General features: G+C 30.4%; 18 protein-coding genes and 1 tRNA gene. 3 read left to right on the top strand and 16 right to left on the bottom strand.

What is annotated here, in order from left to right; translation table 11 throughout:
* Positions 1 to 203 precede the first annotated feature (203 nt).
* A complete protein-coding gene (locus tag AAGU07_RS00495) occupies positions 204 to 1,862 on the top strand; it encodes a hypothetical protein (protein ID WP_342457263.1) in 1,659 nt (552 codons plus the stop codon).
* Positions 1,843 to 2,907, top strand: coding sequence for an N-acetylneuraminate synthase family protein (locus AAGU07_RS00490; protein WP_342457262.1), 1,065 nt, complete (start codon positions 1,843 to 1,845; stop codon positions 2,905 to 2,907). Before AAGU07_RS00495 ends, AAGU07_RS00490 begins: the two co-directional genes overlap by 20 nt.
* A 63-nt stretch (positions 2,908 to 2,970) precedes the next feature.
* On the opposite strand, the gene AAGU07_RS00485 is transcribed toward AAGU07_RS00490, so the two are convergent.
* The 13 genes from AAGU07_RS00485 to AAGU07_RS00425 form a co-directional block, all read right to left on the bottom strand.
* Positions 2,971 to 4,416 carry an oligosaccharide flippase family protein gene (locus tag AAGU07_RS00485; RefSeq protein ID WP_342457261.1) on the bottom strand — a complete coding sequence of 482 codons (1,446 nt, stop codon included), beginning with the start codon at positions 4,414 to 4,416 and terminating at the stop codon, positions 2,971 to 2,973.
* Positions 4,417 to 4,522: 106 nt separating this feature from the next.
* Positions 4,523 to 6,334: a CDP-glycerol glycerophosphotransferase family protein gene (locus tag AAGU07_RS00480; protein WP_342457260.1), complete on the bottom strand. Its 1,812-nt coding sequence runs from the start codon at positions 6,332 to 6,334 to the stop codon at positions 4,523 to 4,525.
* A gap of 36 nt (positions 6,335 to 6,370) precedes the next feature.
* Positions 6,371 to 7,543 carry a glycosyltransferase family 4 protein gene (locus tag AAGU07_RS00475; protein ID WP_342457259.1) on the bottom strand — a complete coding sequence of 391 codons (1,173 nt, stop codon included), beginning with the start codon at positions 7,541 to 7,543 and terminating at the stop codon, positions 6,371 to 6,373.
* 105 nt (positions 7,544 to 7,648) lie between these two features.
* Positions 7,649 to 8,806, bottom strand: a complete 1,158-nt coding sequence (locus AAGU07_RS00470) for a glycosyltransferase family 4 protein (protein WP_342457258.1) — start codon at positions 8,804 to 8,806, stop codon at positions 7,649 to 7,651.
* Positions 8,797 to 10,908 carry a DUF2206 domain-containing protein gene (locus tag AAGU07_RS00465; RefSeq protein ID WP_342457257.1) on the bottom strand — a complete coding sequence of 704 codons (2,112 nt, stop codon included), beginning with the start codon at positions 10,906 to 10,908 and terminating at the stop codon, positions 8,797 to 8,799. The genes AAGU07_RS00470 and AAGU07_RS00465 overlap by 10 nt, the downstream gene beginning before the upstream one ends.
* 78 nt (positions 10,909 to 10,986) lie before the next feature.
* The gene (locus tag AAGU07_RS00460) at positions 10,987 to 12,180 is read right to left on the bottom strand and encodes a glycosyltransferase family 4 protein (RefSeq protein WP_342457256.1); all 1,194 of its coding nucleotides are present in this window, start codon (positions 12,178 to 12,180) and stop codon (positions 10,987 to 10,989) included.
* Positions 12,177 to 13,295 carry a glycosyltransferase family 4 protein gene (locus AAGU07_RS00455; RefSeq protein ID WP_342457255.1) on the bottom strand — a complete coding sequence of 373 codons (1,119 nt, stop codon included), beginning with the start codon at positions 13,293 to 13,295 and terminating at the stop codon, positions 12,177 to 12,179. The genes AAGU07_RS00460 and AAGU07_RS00455 overlap by 4 nt, the downstream gene beginning before the upstream one ends.
* A 52-nt stretch (positions 13,296 to 13,347) precedes the next feature.
* Entirely contained in the window at positions 13,348 to 14,475 is a 1,128-nt protein-coding gene (locus AAGU07_RS00450; RefSeq protein ID WP_342457254.1) for a glycosyltransferase family 4 protein, read from the bottom strand.
* 388 nt (positions 14,476 to 14,863) lie between these two features.
* Positions 14,864 to 15,988, bottom strand: a complete 1,125-nt coding sequence (locus AAGU07_RS00445; protein WP_342457253.1) for a glycosyltransferase family 2 protein — start codon at positions 15,986 to 15,988, stop codon at positions 14,864 to 14,866.
* 149 nt (positions 15,989 to 16,137) lie between these two features.
* Entirely contained in the window at positions 16,138 to 16,983 is an 846-nt protein-coding gene (gene galU, locus AAGU07_RS00440; protein WP_069582592.1) for a UTP--glucose-1-phosphate uridylyltransferase GalU, read from the bottom strand.
* A 318-nt stretch (positions 16,984 to 17,301) separates the two neighbouring features.
* Complete coding sequence (locus tag AAGU07_RS00435; protein ID WP_342457252.1) at positions 17,302 to 17,520, bottom strand: hypothetical protein; 219 nt, start codon at positions 17,518 to 17,520, stop codon at positions 17,302 to 17,304.
* Between the two features lie 206 nt (positions 17,521 to 17,726).
* The gene (locus AAGU07_RS00430; RefSeq protein WP_342457251.1) at positions 17,727 to 17,957 is read right to left on the bottom strand and encodes a hypothetical protein; all 231 of its coding nucleotides are present in this window, start codon (positions 17,955 to 17,957) and stop codon (positions 17,727 to 17,729) included.
* A gap of 293 nt (positions 17,958 to 18,250) precedes the next feature.
* A complete protein-coding gene (locus AAGU07_RS00425; RefSeq protein WP_342457250.1) occupies positions 18,251 to 18,547 on the bottom strand; it encodes a DUF167 family protein in 297 nt (98 codons plus the stop codon).
* Between the two features lie 447 nt (positions 18,548 to 18,994).
* Between AAGU07_RS00425 and AAGU07_RS00420 the strand changes: the two genes are divergently transcribed.
* Positions 18,995 to 19,078, top strand: a tRNA-Leu gene (locus AAGU07_RS00420).
* Between the two features lie 171 nt (positions 19,079 to 19,249).
* Here the strand turns inward: AAGU07_RS00420 and AAGU07_RS00415 are convergent.
* The 3 genes from AAGU07_RS00415 to AAGU07_RS00405 all read right to left on the bottom strand — a co-directional run bounded on the left by AAGU07_RS00415 (position 19,250) and on the right by AAGU07_RS00405 (position 20,614).
* The gene (locus AAGU07_RS00415) at positions 19,250 to 19,549 is read right to left on the bottom strand and encodes a zinc ribbon domain-containing protein (RefSeq protein WP_342457249.1); all 300 of its coding nucleotides are present in this window, start codon (positions 19,547 to 19,549) and stop codon (positions 19,250 to 19,252) included.
* Positions 19,550 to 19,739: 190 nt separating this feature from the next.
* On the bottom strand, positions 19,740 to 20,051 hold the full coding sequence (locus AAGU07_RS00410) for a hypothetical protein (protein WP_342457248.1): 312 nt from the start codon (positions 20,049 to 20,051) through the stop codon (positions 19,740 to 19,742).
* Positions 20,052 to 20,200: 149 nt separating this feature from the next.
* Entirely contained in the window at positions 20,201 to 20,614 is a 414-nt protein-coding gene (locus AAGU07_RS00405; RefSeq protein WP_342457247.1) for a DUF371 domain-containing protein, read from the bottom strand.
* Positions 20,615 to 20,797 lie beyond the last annotated feature (183 nt).

Below are 20,797 nucleotides of genomic sequence, written 5' to 3'. Positions count from 1 at the left end.
TCCTTTATTTACCCTCTATTTTTTAATATCTCTATTATTTGCTCTTAGTTTAAATAACTATGCCAAAAAATTATAAATTTTAGTTTAAATAGGTAATTATAAATCTTTCATTGATAAATTTAGTATCAGTTTACGTCAGGTGATTGTACAAAACACTGAGTATACTGATTATAAGTTACATCTAATTCACATTTGGTGATTACATGAAGATACTAGGAATAATACCCGCAAGGGGCGGAAGTAAAGGCATTAAAAGAAAAAATTTAAGGATACTCAACAGAAAACCACTGATTTATTATCAAATTAAAAATGCTCTTGAAAGTAAGCATATAAATGACATAGTCGTTACTTCAGATAGTGACGAAATTTTAGATTATGCATCCAGTTTAAATGTTTATTTAAGAAAACGCCCTGAATCGTTAGCAGACGATATTACCACTTTAGATCCAGTAATATATGATGCTTTAGAGTATACGGAACTTAACAATAAAAAGAAATATGACATTGTAATAACACTTCAACCAACTTCACCATTAATGTCACCAGTATCTTTAGATAAAGCTATTGAAAAGTTTAGGGATGAAAACTTAGATACTCTCCTGCCTGTAGTTGATGCTACACACCTCTACTGGAAAAAAGAGAACGATAAGTTATCTCCAGATTACGAAGCTAGACTAAACAGACAGTGGCTTCCTAAAAAATATAAAGAGGCAGGAGCTTTTCTAATAACTAAAAGAGAATTTGTTAAAGAGGATTCCAGATTCGGTGAAAATGTTGATATCTTTATTTTAGATGAAACAGAAGGATTAGACATTGATACTGAAATGGACTTTTTAATTGCAGAAACTGCCATAAAACGTTTGAAAATTACATTTATTGTTAATGGAAATAATGATATAGGAATGGGCCATGTTTACAGGACTTTAACACTTGCCGATGGGCTCTTAGGCAATGATATAACATTTATAATGACAGATAGTGGTGAAACATCAATTAATTTAATTAAAGAAAGAGGATATAACGTTATAAGTACCAAAAAAGATTCACTATTTAACTTATTAGATGATATAAATCCAAATATAGTAATTAATGATATTCTAGATACCAAATTTGATTACATTAATAAATTAAAGGACTCTGGATTTTTTGTAGTTAATTTTGAAGATTTAGGAGATGGAGCAGATAACGCCCACTTAGTATTCAATGCACTATACGAAAAAACCAATCCTAATCCTAACCATAGATTCGGATATGAATATGAATGTTTAAATGAAAAATTCCTTTTAAATGAACCTATTGAATTTAATGATGTCCCTAAAGCGCTGATTATTACTTTCGGCGGTGTAGATCAATGTAATGTGACTTCAAAATTATTAAATTTAAGCTCGGATATATTTAATCAAACTCCTTTAGAGAAAATAATCGTTATTTTAGGAGGGGGCTACAGACATAATATCGATCTATCTCAAATAGATTCACGTATTGAAATCCATCAAAAAGTTGATAATATGCAGAAATTAATGAAAAAAGCTGATATTGCAGTAACATCCAACGGCAGAACTATCTATGAACTGACATCCATGGGTATCCCTACCATAAGTATTGCACAAAATGATAGAGAAACACTTCATTTATTTGCCCGTTATAATAAAGGAATTAAATACTTAGGAATATCATGTACCGTTACTGATGAAGATATACTAAATTCTATAAAGGCCATTTCAAACGATGACAATTTAAGAAGGAAAATGTACCATAAACAGCTCAAGTCATCTGCAGTAATAAAAAATGGACTGACCAAAATTATCGATGAGATTTCTTCAAATTACTGGAAGTGGAAACATGAAAAAAATCAAAATTAACCCTACTGACAACTTTAAAAAGCCTTATATTATCTCCGAAGTTGGAGTTAATCATGAAGGTGATCTGGATAAAGCAAAACAAATGATTGAAGAAGTTGCAAATGCAGGAGGAGATGCTGTTAAGTTCCAGGCTTACAAAGCAGAAACACTGGCTTCTAAATATTCTCCGGCATACTGGGATACAGAAAAGGAAAAAACAAAATCCCAGTATGAACTATTTAAAAAACACGATACATTCTGGAAATCTGAATTTGAAGAATTAGCAGACTACTGTAAAGAATATAATGTTGATTTTTTAGCTACACCATTTGATATTGAAAGTACAGATTTTTTAGAACCATTGATGCCTTCATATAAAATAGCTTCAGCAGATATTACAAATAAACCATTTTTAGAATATATTGCTCTAAAGGGTAAACCTATACTCTTATCTACTGGGGCTTCGACCATATCTGAAATATGGAGAGCTGTAGAATGGATCAAAAATAAAGGAAATACCCAGATAGTCTTACTTCACTGTGTTCTAAACTACCCTACCGATTATAAAGACGCTAATCTTGGAATGATTAACCATATGAAGAAAATTTTCTCAGATTTTGTTATTGGTTATTCAGACCATACTTTACCCGAATACACAAATGATGTTTTAACTACTGCATGGCATTTAGGCGCTATGGTCCTTGAGAAACATTATACATGGAATAAAGAACTGCCTGGAAATGATCACTATCATGCCATGGACTATAATGATCTAAAAAGTTTTGTGGAAAAAATTGAACTTAATAATGAACTATTAGGGCAGTTTAATAAAAATTATTTAGAAAGTGAAGAAAACTCACGTAAATACGCCCGAAGAAGTTTAGTTGCTAAAAAATCCATTCCAAAGGGCAAAATAATTGAAAAAAATGATATAACATGGAAAAGACCAGGTACTGGCATCCCCCCATGGATGATGGACCATTTAATTGGAGGTAAAGCTTTAGAGGACATTAAAGAAGATGAAATATTGAAATTTGACAAGATCAAATTTACAGAAACTGTCTAATTTTTACAGACCATAGTACTATTCCTTTTAAATTACTTATTTTTAAGTGAACTAAAACTGAATTTAATTTTTTACCATTTTTTTGAAAAAGTTAAGTTCATCAGGGGAAATACCTTTTAACAGAAGGATGACCAGCAGATAAACCACTGCGCATACCCCAACAGTAGCCACTATCCCAACAAAAGATACTGGATTTATAAACAGAAGGACAAATGACATCAATACAGAAGCAGATATGCTTTTTAATATAAATATAAAGTCAAAGTTCAATTTAATGAATTTCAGTGAATAAAAAGATGTAATTAAACAAACGAATACGTAAGCAATCAATGTCGTAATTCCTGCTGCTATTATACCAAAAAACGGCACCAGTATTATATTTAAAACAACATTAAGAACACCTGCAGCTATCCACCGGGATCCTATAACCTTTGTTTTCTTTTCCAGTAACAAAATTTGAGTAATTATTCCCTGAACACCAAAAATAAGTGCGCCCAAAGCAACGAATGGAGTTACTATATAACCATTTTGAGCTATTGCCTGTGTAGTTAACACATTGAGTAACGGTTTTGATAAAATAGATAAACCAAAAACAGCAGGTATTGCTATCAACAGGAAATATTTAATAGAATAGTCCAGATGTTTTCTCACTTCGTCTATTCTATTATTATCATAATATGAGGATAATAAAGAAGGTAAAAGAAGAGTAAATGGGGCCGAAAACATCATTATTATATTACCTAAAGTGTAACCTGGAGAATAGTAACCAACAAATGCAGTTCCCAGAAAAATGCCTATTATAGTACGATCACTTAAATCCACAAGCCAGCTTGAAAAATTACCTGGAACAGTAGGTAACCCAAACGATATATATTCCCTTAAATTTTCAAATTTAGGGAATTTAAATCCAATTTCATGGATTACAAATGCCATTACTATTAAAAATACGATAAACTGTGAAATAACATATCCGAGCACTGCCCCATTAACTTGATATCCTGAATATACAAAGAATGCTACCATGAAAACTCCAAGATAAGTCTGTGCTAGCTGAAGTATTGAATATATTTTCATCTGTTGGAATGTTCTAAAAAAGGTAAAAAAGGAAACACTCATAACACTTATCACAGTACCTATTGCTAATAATATAGAAACACTGGTGTTGCCATCAAAGAGAACCAGTGCAATCTGATTTGAAAATAATAGGAGTATTCCTAATGCAATTAAACCTACAAATAAAGTTATGAACATAATTGAGTAAAATCCTTCCTTTATATCTTCTTTTTCTGTTTTAACCGGCAAATATCTGACCATTGTATAAGGTAGGCCCAAATTTATAAATAAAGGTATAAAAGAGAGATAAGTATTGAACAGGTTCCATACACCTAAATTTTGAATCGTTAAATTTTTGGATAAGATAGGTAGCAGGATAAGTGTGCTTAAACTTATAAATATATTTGTTACGCCTACTAAACCAATTCTCTGTACAAAAAGTTTGTATTCTTTCAAAAGCTCACCATTAATAAGATTATATTATTTCCAACGATTATATTCCATTTCAATTTTAAACTTTAATTTATAGTAATGATATCCTAAAAAATCTTTATTTAAGTTTTTAATCTTCAATCATTTTAATTATAGCATTACAGATTCTTTCTGATGCTTTTCCGTCTTGAAGATATGCATAATTATAAACAAATCTTTTACGATTCTCTGCAAGTTCATCTCGTATTTTATCGTTGTATAAGCTATCATTAATTTTTGATTTAAGATTTTTTAAGTTTTTAACCTCTAGTGCAACTCCACTTTCAATGTAAACTATTTTTTGATTATATAAATTCACACAAACCATCGGTTTTTCTAAAATAGCGGCTTCCAGGCCAACAGTAGAAAATAGATTTATAAGAACATCTGCATCCAGCAGCAAATCAATTATATTGTCACCGCTGTCTTTAACGCTGACTTTTTGTGAAAACTGTTTTGTAATTGATTTATAATAATCCGTATTCTCACTAGGATGGGGTTTAACAATTAACCGTATATTATCTGTTTTTTCTAACATTAAAGAAATTTCATTTATTATTCTAGAGTTCAAATTACCAGGCAGAGGTTGAGTTGCAAAGAGCAGGGTTTTAATATTATCGTCATCTGCAGGTTTAAAATGGTTTTTTAACTTATATACCAGTGAATCATATTTGGGAGATCCTGTAACTTCCATCTGGTCACCAGATGCACCGGCTTCAAGGAGGGCGGGTTTTGTTGATTCACCCCATACAAATATTTTATTTGAAATTGGAGTTGCCATAGCTTTGTCAATTCTATATACACCATGTTGAATTTCAACTATAGGAACACATTCATGTTTAGCATAGAGTAAATCAGCTCTTACAGCAGAAGGTCCTCGATCATCCCCTACAACTATTAAATCAGGTTTTATATCATTAAGAATATCTTTAAAATTTTTCAGGTGCCCCAGTACATTTAATTTATTTTTGTTTGAAAGATAAAGATCATCTCTTAATAAAGGCCATAAATCTATTCCATTGTAATCAAAGATTTTTGAACTTTCTGCTCGTGAAATATATTGTTTTAATGTTTCATTTAATTTATTACACTTTATTTTTGGAAGTTTAATTTTTGAAAATGAATGTTTAGATTTATACCTATTTATATCTTCATCTTTAGCCAGTAAATAGACATTATAACCCTTTCTCAAAAGGAGTTCCATTACAGGAAATACAATATCCAGATGGTTAGCATAAGGCGTGTCAAATAAAATATTGGGAGAATTTTCATTTAAATTATCAACAGAATAAAAATTAATTGTTTCTATGTTATTTCTGTAATATCCTCCATATTTAACTCTATCTATAACTTTCCTTTTAGTTTTACCATAAAATGAATATATAGAATCAGATTCCAGCCCTAAACCTTCACATATTATCCCCAAAGCCTTTCCATCAGGAGAGTATGGATTTTCAAAAAATATTTTATCTACTTCTTCCTTAGAAATTATAGACTCAAAAACCTGCACTTTTTCAAAAAGAGTCCTTACTATATCTATAGTCTCAGTTTCTGTAGCCTCGCCTATATTAACACCATTGAAACTTAATTCTTCATTTTTATCCAATTTATACCAATTCTGCGCAATATAAATACTCTTTTTTTTTGAAAGTTCTTTTTGGTCGGGATTCAAAAGATCTTTACCAATCAAATTGCAACTAAACCCATTATCACTTAATATTCTAAGTGTTCCTGAATCTTGTAGAAATATGTCAATATCATAATTCTTTTTGATTTTATTTAAAAAAGGCAAAATAAACAGTTTGACTTCAAAAGATCTGATATTTTTTTCTACTGAAACCGTTAATTTTGTTCTAGCTGCTTGACCAGGTTCTAAAAAAACCATTGCTTTACCTTTTTTCATTCAATTGCCTCACTATAAACATAAAATTGTAAATGCCTAAACTATTTTATTATACAGATCGTTCAGTTTTTGTCCAATACTGTCCCAACCATACTCTTTTTCTGCCATTTGTTTACCATTACTGCCTATTCTTTTTCTTTCTTCTTTATTTTCTATTAAATAATTTATAGCTTCAATAAAATGAGTATTTATATCCTCAACAATGACTGCATGCTCATAGTTAACGGCATTTATACCTTCCATACCTTTATCTGTGCTTACAATAGGTAAACCTACGCCCATATAATCAAGTATCTTCAATTTAGTCCCTGCACCATGTAAAATAGGAACTATAGCTATATCTGAACTTTTAAGGAGAGAATATATGTCTTCTACAAAACCAATGAGTCTTAGTCCTTCCTTTTTAGAGGATACAGGAACACCAACACCTGCAATAACAAATTCAACTTTATCCAATTTTTTTCTAAATTCGGGATAAATTTTATCCTTTATTAAATTAATTGCTTCATAGTTAGGGAGATGTTCATAGGATCCATGGAAAACAATTGATATTTTATTTTTATCCAGCCCAAAAATCTCTTTATTTCTAGACGATTTCAAAATTTTAGTAAAATCAGTCCCATTATGAATTACTTTAATTTTATCATTGCTTGATTTATACTTACTAGCCATGGATTCTTTGTCGGAATTACTCACGCAGACTACAATATCTGATAACTTAACTGCGCACCTTTCAATTAACTTTGTATAAGGATATATCAAATTAAATATCAGCACTTTAAAAAAGCCAGATTCCTTTAAATTCCTGTGATAATCCCTAAGATCTTTTTGCATTCCCGCCTCATAATTATGGGAACTGTAAACAACCTTTGCTTTTTTTCCAAATAGTCTATTTATTATATTTACAGCAGTTGCACCCCACGGTAATTCAATATGGACGAGGTCTGTATCTTTTTTTAAAAGTAACTTAATAATTTTAAAGATAAAAAATGGATTTAAATCAGCGAAAACTGAGAGATCTCTCCCTAATATGTTTCCAGTGTAATTAAAGATTTCAAATTCGCCAGTATTTTCTTTATTATCCTGCGGCTGTAAAACAGTTATATTATGTCCTGCATTTTGAAGCTGTTTTGCTAGATTATAGCTTCTATTAGCGCCTCCTCCTTGTGGTCTAGTTAAATCTCCTGGAAAAGTTATTAGTATGTTCATTTTGGTCCTCACTGTTCTAAACTTTAGATATTATCTTTAACATAGTTAACATTAATTACAATTTTTTACAGAAATCTTAAATGCTTTTAATTAAAAAGAATCAATTTATTTATTTATCACATAATTTACAGCATTTTGAAAGCCTTTAACCATATTCCCATATCTAAATCTTTCTTCGATTATCTGTTTTGATTTATATCCCATTTTTTCTTTTAAATCTGGATCAGATAAAACATCAGCAATAGTTTTATATAAAGATTCTACATCTCTTTCAGGTACTATAAATCCATTTTCCCCATTTTTTATCATATCAAACGCAGCCCCTACTGCATCTGTTGCAATTACAGGTTTTCCGAAGTACATTGCTTCATTTAAAATGAAAACCCATGGGTCCCCCATTTCATAAGTTATAGACGGTACCACACACACATCACAAAGTGCATAATAAGCAGGCAAATCTTCATTTCCTATTTGACCTGTGAAATAAATATCATCAATACCCCTGGAAATAGATTCAAGTTGAGACCTGCAATTACCATCCCCCACTATTATTAGAACAATATCTTTTCTTTGTTTATGGAGCTTTTTAAATGATTTAATTAAATATTCAACTCCTTTTCTTTTAACCAGCCTACCTACATATAAAACTACTTTTTTATTTTTTAATTTTAGTTTTTCTTTTAAAAATTCCTTTTTTTCTAAATAGTCACTTTTATATGTCATATTACTGACATTAGGCATCAAAAATGTTTTCGATGGAGAAGATCCCAACGAAATAAAATATTCCCTGTGTTTAGTGCCTGGCACAATGACAGCATCAGAATTTCTAATAATTAATTTAATTAAAGGAGTTATCATGGATTTTTTAAATGATTCAACTCCCCATGCCCAGTCTTCTCTCCATATTACAAATTTTTTTCTTCTAAGTTTTGCAACCATAAAATAAAAGGTAGTTTCAAATAATTCAGAAAGCGTATCCCAGCTTCCCCCCACTAATATATCATAATCTCCAAACGATTCCTTTATTGCACCAAAAGCTATATTAAAATGATTTTTAAGGACACTGTAATTTACATCGTTCATGCCCTCAATTTCATCAGGTATTTCAACATTATATATCTCTTTGGAGGCCTGCATGTGGGTGAAAATAAATTTAATATTATAAATTTCACTCAATTTTTTGAAAAATGGTTTTCTATACCACATTACAGTATTATGGATAAAAAGAATCTTTATATCCTTTAAATTGTTATTTATTTCCAAATTTCTGCCCCTCCATTGTCATAAATTTTACTTTTCCCTGCTAAAAATGCGAAATCATTGATATTTCTAGGATTAGTAGATGATAAATAGATAATATGCTTATTGACATTAATATAATTAAGATAAACATATCCTCCTGCTTTTTTATTTAAAATAGGGGTTCCTCCAAAGCCAAGCATTAATCTCATGTATCCTGTTGCATCAGCTTGTATCCCTAGATCTGTCACCCTATACTGATTTAGCCAGGACGCTGCAGCTACTTCCTGATCATAGACATAATATTCATCCCTTAGATCTCCATTATGTTCATAAAATGGTGAATAGGGGATACCATAAAAATGGTACTGCAGGTAGGTGCCACAGGTGAAAAGTGATATTAAAAGTACTAAAATTATAACTATGCCATATTTTGGTTTTTTAATAAGTTTAGCAAATTTAAGGCACCCCATAATAAAAATAGGCGCTAAAAATACTGCTAATTGTAAGAATAACCTTTGAGGGCCATATGCATTTGAAACATATGGTAAAATAACAAACAATACCAGGAGCAGGACCGAAATTAGAGCTCCTAATAGATAGCCGTTTCCAAATTTCTTTTTAAATTCACTGTAATTTTTAATTATAAATATTAAACCTATACCAATCATGACAAAAATTAGGTTATTTACAATTACACTTATAAAATTAGGTAATGACTGAATTCCAATACCTAAAATACTTAAAACAGCATTATTTCGAATGGAAGAACCGCCTGCATTTAACTGTAAACTACTTACTGTACTTCCTATAACCGCACTTCCTGCTTCAAACTGGACTTTGGCAGCGAAAATATACCATATAGCAGTTAAAATCAGAATAATGATAATTACATCAAAATTCTGGAAGCATACAAATCTTTGATTTGCTGCATCATTCTTAGATTTAATTCCATCTTTTAAAACTTTAAACAAGCTCTTTAAAAACGGTAAAAGTAATATTGGGAATATTAAAACCAGAGCTATATATGCAGTGGTGTAATGTGAAACCATTGCTGAAATAATGAATAATATAAAAAATGCTTTTTTAATTGATTTATTGAAATCAGAGCCAAAAAATGCCCATACTGCCAGGAAAAAGAATAAAAATGCAATTTCTTGCCTTACAGTATCTAAAATTAGAATAAAATAAGTTTGAAATACAAAAAGAAGGGATGCACAAAATGCATATCGGTTATCAAGATACTTTTGAAATATTATGTAAAGTGAAAGAGGAATAAATGAACCTATAAGTCCAAAAAACAATTTAAAAATATATTCACTGCTTATGTTTGATAGAACTTTATAAATGACTGGAAGTATTGTAATGCTTAAACATGCATTATAAGGATTGTTATAAGCAAGTAAATTCCAGTAATAGTTTTTTAATGCAAGCTGAAATACGTAAAATTCAATATGGACATCTCTTCCAGTTATATGATTTGAAGTTAATCCCCTCATTAAAAGCAGGCTCAGGCCAATCATAAAAATTGCAAAAGGATAAACACTGTCATCTATTTTATCTTTGAGATAAATAAGTACAACTACATAAACAGGGATTAATAGAAGCATTGCAATTAAAATTATATTATTATTAGCTATATTCATTAAATAAGTGCCGAATATGGCCATAAATGGAAATATAACTGGAAAAATAAATGGGGAAACCAGTTTATCTTTAATTTTTATATGTAAATTAAATAATTTAAAATTTTGAAAATCTTCCTTATTTCGATAGTAAGAGAGAAATGCCAGGATTACTACCATAAAATTGAGCGAAATAAGAACGGGTCCTAATGATAAAGGTTCTGGTAAAATTGGATACATGCAATTTAAAAATAAACCTATAAATATCAATAAAGAAACACTCGTTCCAACTGCTAAAACAGATCTTTTAAGAAAATTCAGTTTATTTAACCTGAATATCTGAATAACTAATATTCCAGGGACAATTGTAAAAAATAAGAAGGGTAATGCTTCTCTTAAAAAACTAATACTTGTTAATATTATTATATCTATCAAAAAAAGAGTTGATATTACAATTATTAACCATCTTTTAGCATTTATGTTTTTAATTTCATTAAGCATTCAATTTCTCCTTATTATAAAGATATAACTATATGATTTAACACATTCAATTAAAACACACCGTAAGATTAGATAAATTTAGTTAACTAAAATTAAGGATTCATATATTTCTATAAGTTTATTTATATGGTTTTCCATAGAGTACTTTTGGACGGATTTTAAAGCTCCATCTTCCAGCTCTTTTAATTTAGATGGATTCTCGATAACACATTCCAATATTTTCTCAAGTTCACCTATATTTCCTGTCTCAAAAAGAAATCCATTATATCCATTTTCAATTAATTCAGGTATCCCGCCTATTCTACTTCCTATTACAGGAGTTCCACACATTAAACTTTCATAAATCACCATTGGAGAATTATCATACCATATTGACGGAACAACACTGATATTTGCACTCTTATAAAAATTTATAAGGTCTTTACCTGTCTTAAATCCATGAAAGATTATTCTATTATCGTCTTTTGCAATTTGCTTAAATTTAGACTCATCATTGCCTTTCCCTACAATGTGAAGAGTTATATTTTCATATTTTAAATTTTTAAAAGCATTTATTAATATATGAACTCCTTTATGTTCACTTAACGCACCTGCATATAAAATATCAATGGTACCATAGTCTTTATCTTCTTGTTTATCCCCTATTTCAATTCCTAATGGAACTTTAACAGCTTCAATATTTTTAAATAAGCCTTCTGATTTTAACTTATCAATTACAAATTTTGAAGGTGCAATGACCACATCAGGCTTATTATCCACCAGATTTTTTTGAATTTTGTTATATACACTACATAACGCGGAGGGGGCATCACAAATGTTTCCAGAGCTATTTAAAAGATTTGCCCTCATACATATCAATGAATAGTCATGCGCTGTGAAAACTAGAGGTAAATTCAATTTTTTAACCACTTGAAACGCTGATAAAGAAAATCCTTTAAAATTATGAATATGCACAATATCAGGGTTTTCATCTTCTAAAATTGATTTTAATGTTTTATAAACCTGAATATTCCATAAATCAATTGTATGCCATATTGGTTTCATAAAAGAAGGTTTTTTAGGGTGGTCATACATTTTATAAACATTTAATGGATTTACCCTGTAAACCTTAACACCATTTACATTTTCAACAGTTTCTTCATCATAACTGGTGGTAATGACCACCACTTCATGACCTTTTATTGCCAGATTCTTAGCGACCTTTTCTACTACTACCTCTGCTCCTCCCAATATACAAGGAGGATACAAGTTAGATATAAGACAGATCTTCATATTAACTCCCTATAAACTTTTTCAGCCATTTTAGCAATACCTGCCCATGTATACTTTTCTTCTACAAGTTTTCTTCCATTAATTCCCATTTTGAAGGAGGACTCTTTATTAGATAATATTTTAAGTATTGCATCTGCTAGTTTATCTACATCTTTAGGAGGTACAATAATCCCAGAATTACTTTCTTTGACATCAGCTGCTACACCAACAATCTCTGTGCTTATCACGGGAGTTTCACATGCAAGCGCCTCAAGGGCAACGATACCAAAGCCTTCCTGCTTTGATGAGATTGAAGGCAGTATAAAAACACTGCATTTACTGTAATATTCCACAATTTTTTCATCTGGAATAAAACCATGGAATTCAACATTGTCCCCTAAGCCCATTTCATTTACCATGCTGCGGTAATAATCCAATAACTTACCTTTTCCACCAACTATTAATTTTACGTCTTCTATTTCAAGTTTTACTATTTTTAATGCATTTAATAAATAGTCCAGGCCTTTATATTTGTGAAATTCATCTAAAAGGCTCAGGAAAAATATGCTGTTTTCTTCTTTCTTTATATTGATGGGTTTGAATTTATCCACATCAACTCCATTGGGTATAACTTCAATCTTATCTTTATAATTTCCTAGATAAGGAGATGAATACATATAATTAGGTTGAGTAATTATTATTTTATCTGCTTTGCCCAACAACGATTTTAAAGCAGTGGAATTATAAAATCCTGCAATATAATTTGCAATACCGTCTCCAATTATATCATTATGATAAGTAACAACTAACGGCTTTTTTTTAAATTTAGAGATTACATTACTCCAATCAGCACTCCACGGAGTAGGTACATGGGTATGAATAACATCAAATTCTTCTTTTGACAGTGCAAAGGGCAATTGGGGAGTTATATTCGTATTTGCAATTTTACCAAAATAAGAAAGCCTTTTTATTTCGATGCCATCAATAGCTTCTTGTTTTTTTGAAACAGGTTCGTTTGCACAAATAACAGTAATATCATGACCTAATTTAACCAGTTCCTTTGATAAATAATATACATAATTTTCCACACCGCCTATAAACGGGTAAAACCTAACAGGCGTTTGAACTATCTTCATTTTATTCACTTCAACATTAAATTAATCAAAAAAGCATTATTTAGTCTTAATATTAGCGTTTATAAAATTCTTCCAGAGTATCTACTATTTTATCCCAATCATATTCCTTTGAAGTTTGAATACAACCATCCTGCATTTCTTTCTTTTTGTTAATCATGTTAATTATATTCTCTGCAATATCATCTTTAGAAAAACCAGATACAATTCCATTCTTATTATTAATTATAAGGTCAGATGCAGCATTCATCTTGTGGTCTACCACTACAACCGGAAGTCCACATGCATTTGCTTCAATTACGACTATTCCAAATCCTTCCCTTGTTGAAGGCAGAACAAAAACTTCAGAAGACTTCATGTAAGAAATTAAGTTATCATAATCTTTCATAAAACCCTTAAATTCAACATTATCCTGTATATTAAGTTCTTGTACCAGTTTCTCAAGTTTTGCCCTTTCTGGACCGTCGCCTATTATACAGCATTTTATATCTGGAATTTTCTCTTTTACATTAGAGATAGCCTTAATTAATACCTCAACATTTTTTTCTTTGATTAACCTGCCTGCAAATATAACATCTGATTTTTCACCTGCAGGACCTATTTTAGAGATATAGTTAAAATCAATACCATTAGGAATAACTAATGACTTTTCAGAGGATTTAATTGCCTTTAAATCAAATTTTGTTTTCTTGGAAACTGTTATAATCCTACCTGTAAGATTAACCATTACTTTTTCAACTAATTTGCCAAAAAATCCTGCTTTTCCAAGATATTCATACCAGTAATCATTCCATACTTCATGTAATGTAATTATAAGTGGAGAACCTCCAAATAAAGAATTTAACTTGGCTGTGAAGCATGAAAAGAAAGGAAATCCCTGGCAGTCAATAACATCAAACTTTTCCCTTCCAAGTTTTGGAAGGAGACGCACTGCAAAATAGACAGCTTCATTTATAGACCTTCTTTCGCAATTATATAAATCCATAGGTTTGCAAACACCATGTAAGTGAATTCCTTCCATTTCAATATCTTTTTGCCCTTTTTCAGGCCACCACCAGCCGACACCATACCAGTGGACATCATGGCCCCTTTGAACAAGCCGTCTTGCCAGTTCATAGACTCTTTTTTCCGCCCCTCCAGTAATAAAAGGATAAACAGCATCATAAATAAAAGCAATTTTCATTTTCAATTCACAAACCTATTAAAATTTTTTTAAAAATTTAATGTTCGAAAAACCTCTCAAAAATTCTACGAATTTTTGGAGCACTCGAACATGAAACATTCGACAATGCGTAGCATTTTCGATGCATCAAAAATCTTTGATTTTTGACAGTGTTCAGTGCATCAAAAACCTTCGGTTTTTAAAGGCACGAAAATCTACGATTTTCGTAAGCTTCGGTTTTTCTCAACTTCAAAAATTTCTTATTTTTATAGTCGAAAAACATGATGGTTTCAACTTAAAATCTTTGATGAGATCTTTAAATAGAGAAATGTGAAAATCCTTGATTTTTTTAGATTTTCAAGTAATGCATAATTTTGGTAGATGAATTGTAAATTCATCTAAACCTCAATTAATCGTCATAGTCACTGTTTAACAGCAGCAAGCTCAAGAACATTCCGGAGAATATAGTCTGAATTCCCAAGATTGATAATATCAGAGCCAGTGTGGCAAACTGAATCTCAGAAAGAGCTCCAAATCCAACTGCCTGCCAGCTGAAGAGCACCTTAAACCCTACAAGTACCCCACAGACTAAAAGAAGAATCCCTAAAAATAGTTCTCTTCCAAGTGAATGGTAATTAACGAATTTCTTTATTGTTCCAGAAGTTCCAGTGATTCCATTGACCATTCCAAATGCTCCAAATTGTATCCACGCCAGAAGCATTTGATAACCTATAATAAGCAGTAAACTACCTAAAATTAAAGTATGCCGTCTGGACTGGAATCCAAAAAGAACTCCAAGAGTTAAAGCTATACCTACAATCAATACTATTAAACCAGGACCCAAAAGAAACGGTGTAGGCCGGTAAAGCATCATAAACCTTAAGTGTCTCCAACCATCTGAAAAAGAACTTAACTTTGATTCACCTTCTCTAGGATAGTATGTAATTGGAATTTCAGTCATTCTAACATTTTTTCTAGCGGCTTCAATTACCATCTCTGAAGCAAATTCCATTCCGCTGCTTTTAAGGTTTAAATCATCAAGAACATCTTTTTTTATGGCCCTCATTCCACAATGAGCATCAGAAATTCCGGCTTTAAATAGAACATTTAAAACCCATGTAAGAAAAGGGTTACCTATATATCTGTGAAGTGCAGGCATGGCACCCTCTTTTATATCTCCATTGAGCCTGGAGCCCATTACAAAATCAACTTCTCCCTTCAAGATAGGTTGAATGAATTCATATGTCATTTCAAAAGGATATGTACCGTCTGCATCCCCCATTACAACTATATCCCCTTCTGCTTCAGAAAATCCTTTTAAATAAGCATTACCATATCCTCTCTTTTCTCCATATACCACTCTTGCTCCAGCTTCACGTGCTTCTGAAGCAGTGTTATCAGTTGATGCATTATCTACCACTAGTATCTCAACATCAAGCCCATTGTTCTTTAATTTTTCAACTGGAACCGATTTAACTGTTTTACCAACGATTCCTTCTTCATTTAATGCGGGGATAACAATCGAAATCTTCATAAAATCACTTAGTTTAATATCTTTCCACAATTTTTAAATCATAAATAATTCAGTATACTGTTCAATTTTTGATGGTATTGCTTATATAATTTGTTTATAATCAATAAAAAAAGAGATGTTAAATTAATAAAAATAATTAAAAACATCGATTATTTTAGAAGATTGCTTAAATGCTCCAGTAATTCCTTTTTAACATCTTCATCTTCCATTGCAATTTCAATTGAGCTTTTAAGCCAGTCCACCGTATTCCCAATATCATGGAGTTTACCATTGAATATACAACCGTAGCTTTCATCTAAATGCCTTAAAGCATCTGTAAGCTGGATTTCGCCACCGACACCGGGTTCAACTTCATCAATATGATCAAAAATATCAGGAGTGAGTAAATATCTTCCTATAATTCCTAAATTGGAAGGTGCATCCGCTAATTTAGGTTTTTCAACCAGGTCTTCAATTTTATAAAGAGAATCATCAATTTTAGATCCCTTAATTATACCATATCTTTCTACTTTTTCATCAGGAACTTCTTCTATAGCAATCACTGAAGATTCATACTTATCATAAACATTCATAAGCTGCTTTGTACAGGGAACTTTAGATTGAGCTATGGTATCTCCAAGCAAAACTGCAAAAGGATCGCCGTCGACGTGTTTTCTTGCACATGCTATTGCATCTCCAAGTCCCTTCTGCTTTTTTTGTCTTACATAATAAATATCAGCAAGCTCAGATATGTACTCTACTTCCTTGAGATAATCAGTTTTTCCACCATTTTTAAGGAAGTATTCTAATTCAAAAGCTCTGTCAAAATGATCTTCAATGGATCGTTTACCTTTTCCTGTTATTATTAATATATCATCTATTCCGGAAGCTACAGCTTCTTCAACTACGTATTGTATTGTTGGTTTATTAAACACTGGGAGCATTTCTTTTGGTTGTGCTTTTGTGGCAGGTAAAAACCTTGTACCAAGTCCAGCAGCAGGTATCACCGCTTTCATAACTGTTCACCTATTAATTACATGTTAAAAGTTTAAATTCTTTAGTTATACATATTATACTTACATTCAAATGACTTATAAACTTTTTTGGTTTTTTTATGGATTTAATTTTCCACTTGTACTTTATTATTTATGGAATATATCTTTAAAACATTTATTTTATCATTTGTAACTTCAGTATATCCCTTAAACAGAGTTATTATATCCCCATACTATATAAAAGTCAACATTATATTTTTCAATTTTATTGTAACTGGAAACTACTGATATCATTCGTTTGCCCCAAATAGTTAGTTCCCAGATAATACGACAAATAAGTTATACGTATTTTCTTTGTCTGATTAACTGCCATATTTCCACAGATATATTGTATTGATCTTCAATAAGATTCGCCAGGTCATATATTTCATTATCTAAATTAATATTTTCACTCAAAAACGACACATGCATCCATATAAATGAAAGTACAAAAACCAGCAAAACTATACTTTTCACATGGGCTGTGAAAAAGCTATGTTTAAACAATTCATTAAGCAAATGACCTCCAATTAAACGTAATGAAGTATATAATGCCCACGATATCTCTCTTCAACTAAAATAGGAAGGTAACCTGCAGAAAATATAATTACAGTTAAAATAGGATATATTCTATTATCCTTTAATATTTTCTTAAATGGTTTAAAAAAAATATTTTATAGCTAACTCAAAATTTTATATTTTTTACTCTAAAAGCACTTAGCACTTCAGTATATAAACTCAAGTGCAAAACAAATTAAAGCTAAAATCGGCAGTGGAAGTGTCATTATGTAATATTTTTTATCTGCACTAATTTTAGAGAAATATGTGATTAAAATCAGCGTTAATCCCAATAAGAACCATCCTGATGCGTTAAAATAGTACTTTGTATAGAACGCATATACCGCCATAATAAAAACTACAGCTACGATTAAATAATTTGTATTTTTACCTGTCATATTTTATAACCTGTTTTTAAATAATTGCCAATATTTTATATTTTCACTTGAATATTGCTCATAATATATTGTTTTAACTAATTTCAAGGGGATAACAGTAAACTCAAGTGAAATAAATTAGATAATTTTTGTTTTTAGTATGAGATTAAATGTTAATGGTATAAAAATAACGCAACTTTTAGATATATAATATTTGTTTTACCTAATCACATATTTTATAGTGAATAATCAGATGTTCTACTATCAAAAATCATAGATTGATGTTTACGACTATAAGTTTAATAAGATGCATACTATAAATTAAATTTATCCTTTAGAATTTGTAAAAATTCAGATTTAGAGAGATTATAAACTCGGAGAGTCTTATGATGGCTTTTCAGTCCCGAAACAATCTCAACTTGCGACCCAGTAAGACGCGAAAATTCATTTACTATTTCCTTATTAGCTTTACCCTTTTGTGGAACTGATTTTATTCTAATTTCTATTTTTTCTCTCCACTCATTGTAACCAATTATTTCAAACTTCTTTGATTTAGTAGAAACTTCTATATCTACTAATATTTCATCATTGGTTTCAGTTACAGCTTTCATAGCAATACATTACATAACCATATTAATTATATATTTTAAATAACTTTTTAGGCTCATGTCCATATTATGTGCATGTTTTATACTTCATATGTTGTACTGGTTATTTAAGTTGAACTTGTTTTAATCCATTTATTTAATCAAAAATTACATAATAATTCAATAATAGTTGAACAATACTCTCAAGCATTAAGGAATTTATGTTCCATTTTTTAAACATTTTTATTAGTCGGAAAGTAAAAGTTCAATTTTAATTCACTTAAATTTTTTTCTGGGGAAACTCAAATACTAAAGAGGATTTATTAAAAAAATACAAAGAAATAACCAACGGCACCATAAACGGTTTGAAAATATACAAAATAAGATGAAATCAGCAACGTAGAATCGAAACATTTATATAGTGAAACATAAATAAGATGATATGTTCTCTTGTTAGTTCAACATGAACAAGCAGGGGTGGTCGAGCGGTCAAAGGCGCTAGGTTGAGGGCCTAGTGAGTGAGTCTCTTCGCGGGTTCGAATCCCGTCCCCTGCATTTCAACAAATCAGATTTTTCTAATTTTGTTGTGAAAATCTAAAATTTTAGAATGTATTCAAAGTTTTCTAATTTTAAAATAACTTTTTTTTCAATCAAGTCATAATTAACCTATTTATGCAAAATCATTATTTACTTTAAATAAAAAAGATTATGACTATTTAACATAATCTAAATCAAGTGGTCAATAAAACTCCAAACAATGAGCATAATAACAAATAAAAGCAGTGTAACTATTATATACAACTTTCCGCGTTGTTTAACAGAATTTACGGGACGCGTATATAAATATACTGCAGGTATAAGTGCAAATATAAAAACAAATGGCATTATAAAACCAATAATTATTGCCGCTATTGTAATGATATTAACAATAAGATAGCTTCTCCCATTATCCATTTGCTCTCCGCATTTTAAACAATATTTTTCATTATCAGAAGTTTCAGTTCCGCATTTTTGACATGTTGCCATAATATCCTCCATAACTGTATTATTCAAAACGCAGATATATTCTTTGCTAAAAACATCAAATAGGCATGTAAATTAAGTAAAAATTTTAGATTATTATTTTTAATGTTTCCATTTTAAAAACAAACTCAAAAAATAATAATATCCGGTTTTGGATACTAAATTAAAATTTTATTTTTCAAAAAAGATTTACTCAATAATATTCTTTTTTAAAGCATTTATGGCACCTATAAACATGAATATGCTGAATATCTCCTTCAGGAGTTTCTTTAAGCTCTGTATCTTCATGTTCCATAGGTTCAAAGCAGTCTATACATACTCTATTATTTACACAGCCCGTTTCAAAAAAATGTTCTTCAGTTACTATATTATCATTTTTAAGCTGCTTGAGCACTTCTAAAAGGGTTTCTTCATCGACCCCCAGAATATCCTCTATCTCGCAGAGGTAATATTCATCGCCGTTGTCTTCTATGAATGATTTGACCTTTTCATATATATGATCCAAATCTATCACCTGTTTTTAGCTTTGATTATAGCTATTGCTAAAATTACGCCTATTATTGCGCCTATTACTCCACCCAGTACTGCACCCATTATATTCATAAAAATCACTTTAAATTATCTGTTTAATTATTCAAGATAGTTTAACTTTTATTATTCTACCAATATTGTTACCTTTAAATCTTTTCCTTCCTTTAAATCCTCTACAAGTTCCCTTTTAAGGTCAATTGCAGCTTTGTTTGATTTTATCATCAAAGTACGGCTGCATTTAAACTCACTTTTTCTACATACCATATCTGTTGGATGATCCAGAGTAAGTTCGGGATGTCCATACCCTTTAATTTCATCCTTTGCATTTTCTGTTTTAAGTTGAACTTTAATCCGTGTATTTTCATCTTTTATGGCTTCTCTAAGTTCTGGAGGAAGATCTACAAGCTTAATTTTAGATGAAACCCCTACAATACAATCAGCCCTTATTCCTATTTCTTTATCCATAGTAACTTCAAATGTTGATCTATGGGCAGAAGTGACATTTTTATGTCCTTTAGCATAAAAAGTATATTCCATATCATTTCTCCAATATCATTCTTTTAAATTCAATTATTCTATTAAAACAAATCAGTTAGTTAATATTGATTAAAGACTATAAATAATTAAATATATTAATTTTAATTTAAAAATTATTAAGTACAAAATTTAGCTTTCAGGAAGATTAATTTATGCAGTTTTTTACCGAGGCAACGAAAAATT

It is taken from the genome of Methanobacterium sp. (assembly GCF_038562635.1).
Lineage (GTDB): Archaea > Methanobacteriota > Methanobacteria > Methanobacteriales > Methanobacteriaceae > Methanobacterium_D.
The sequence above is the reverse complement of the archived record's forward strand: the minus strand, read 5'-3'. Positions and strand labels throughout refer to the sequence as shown.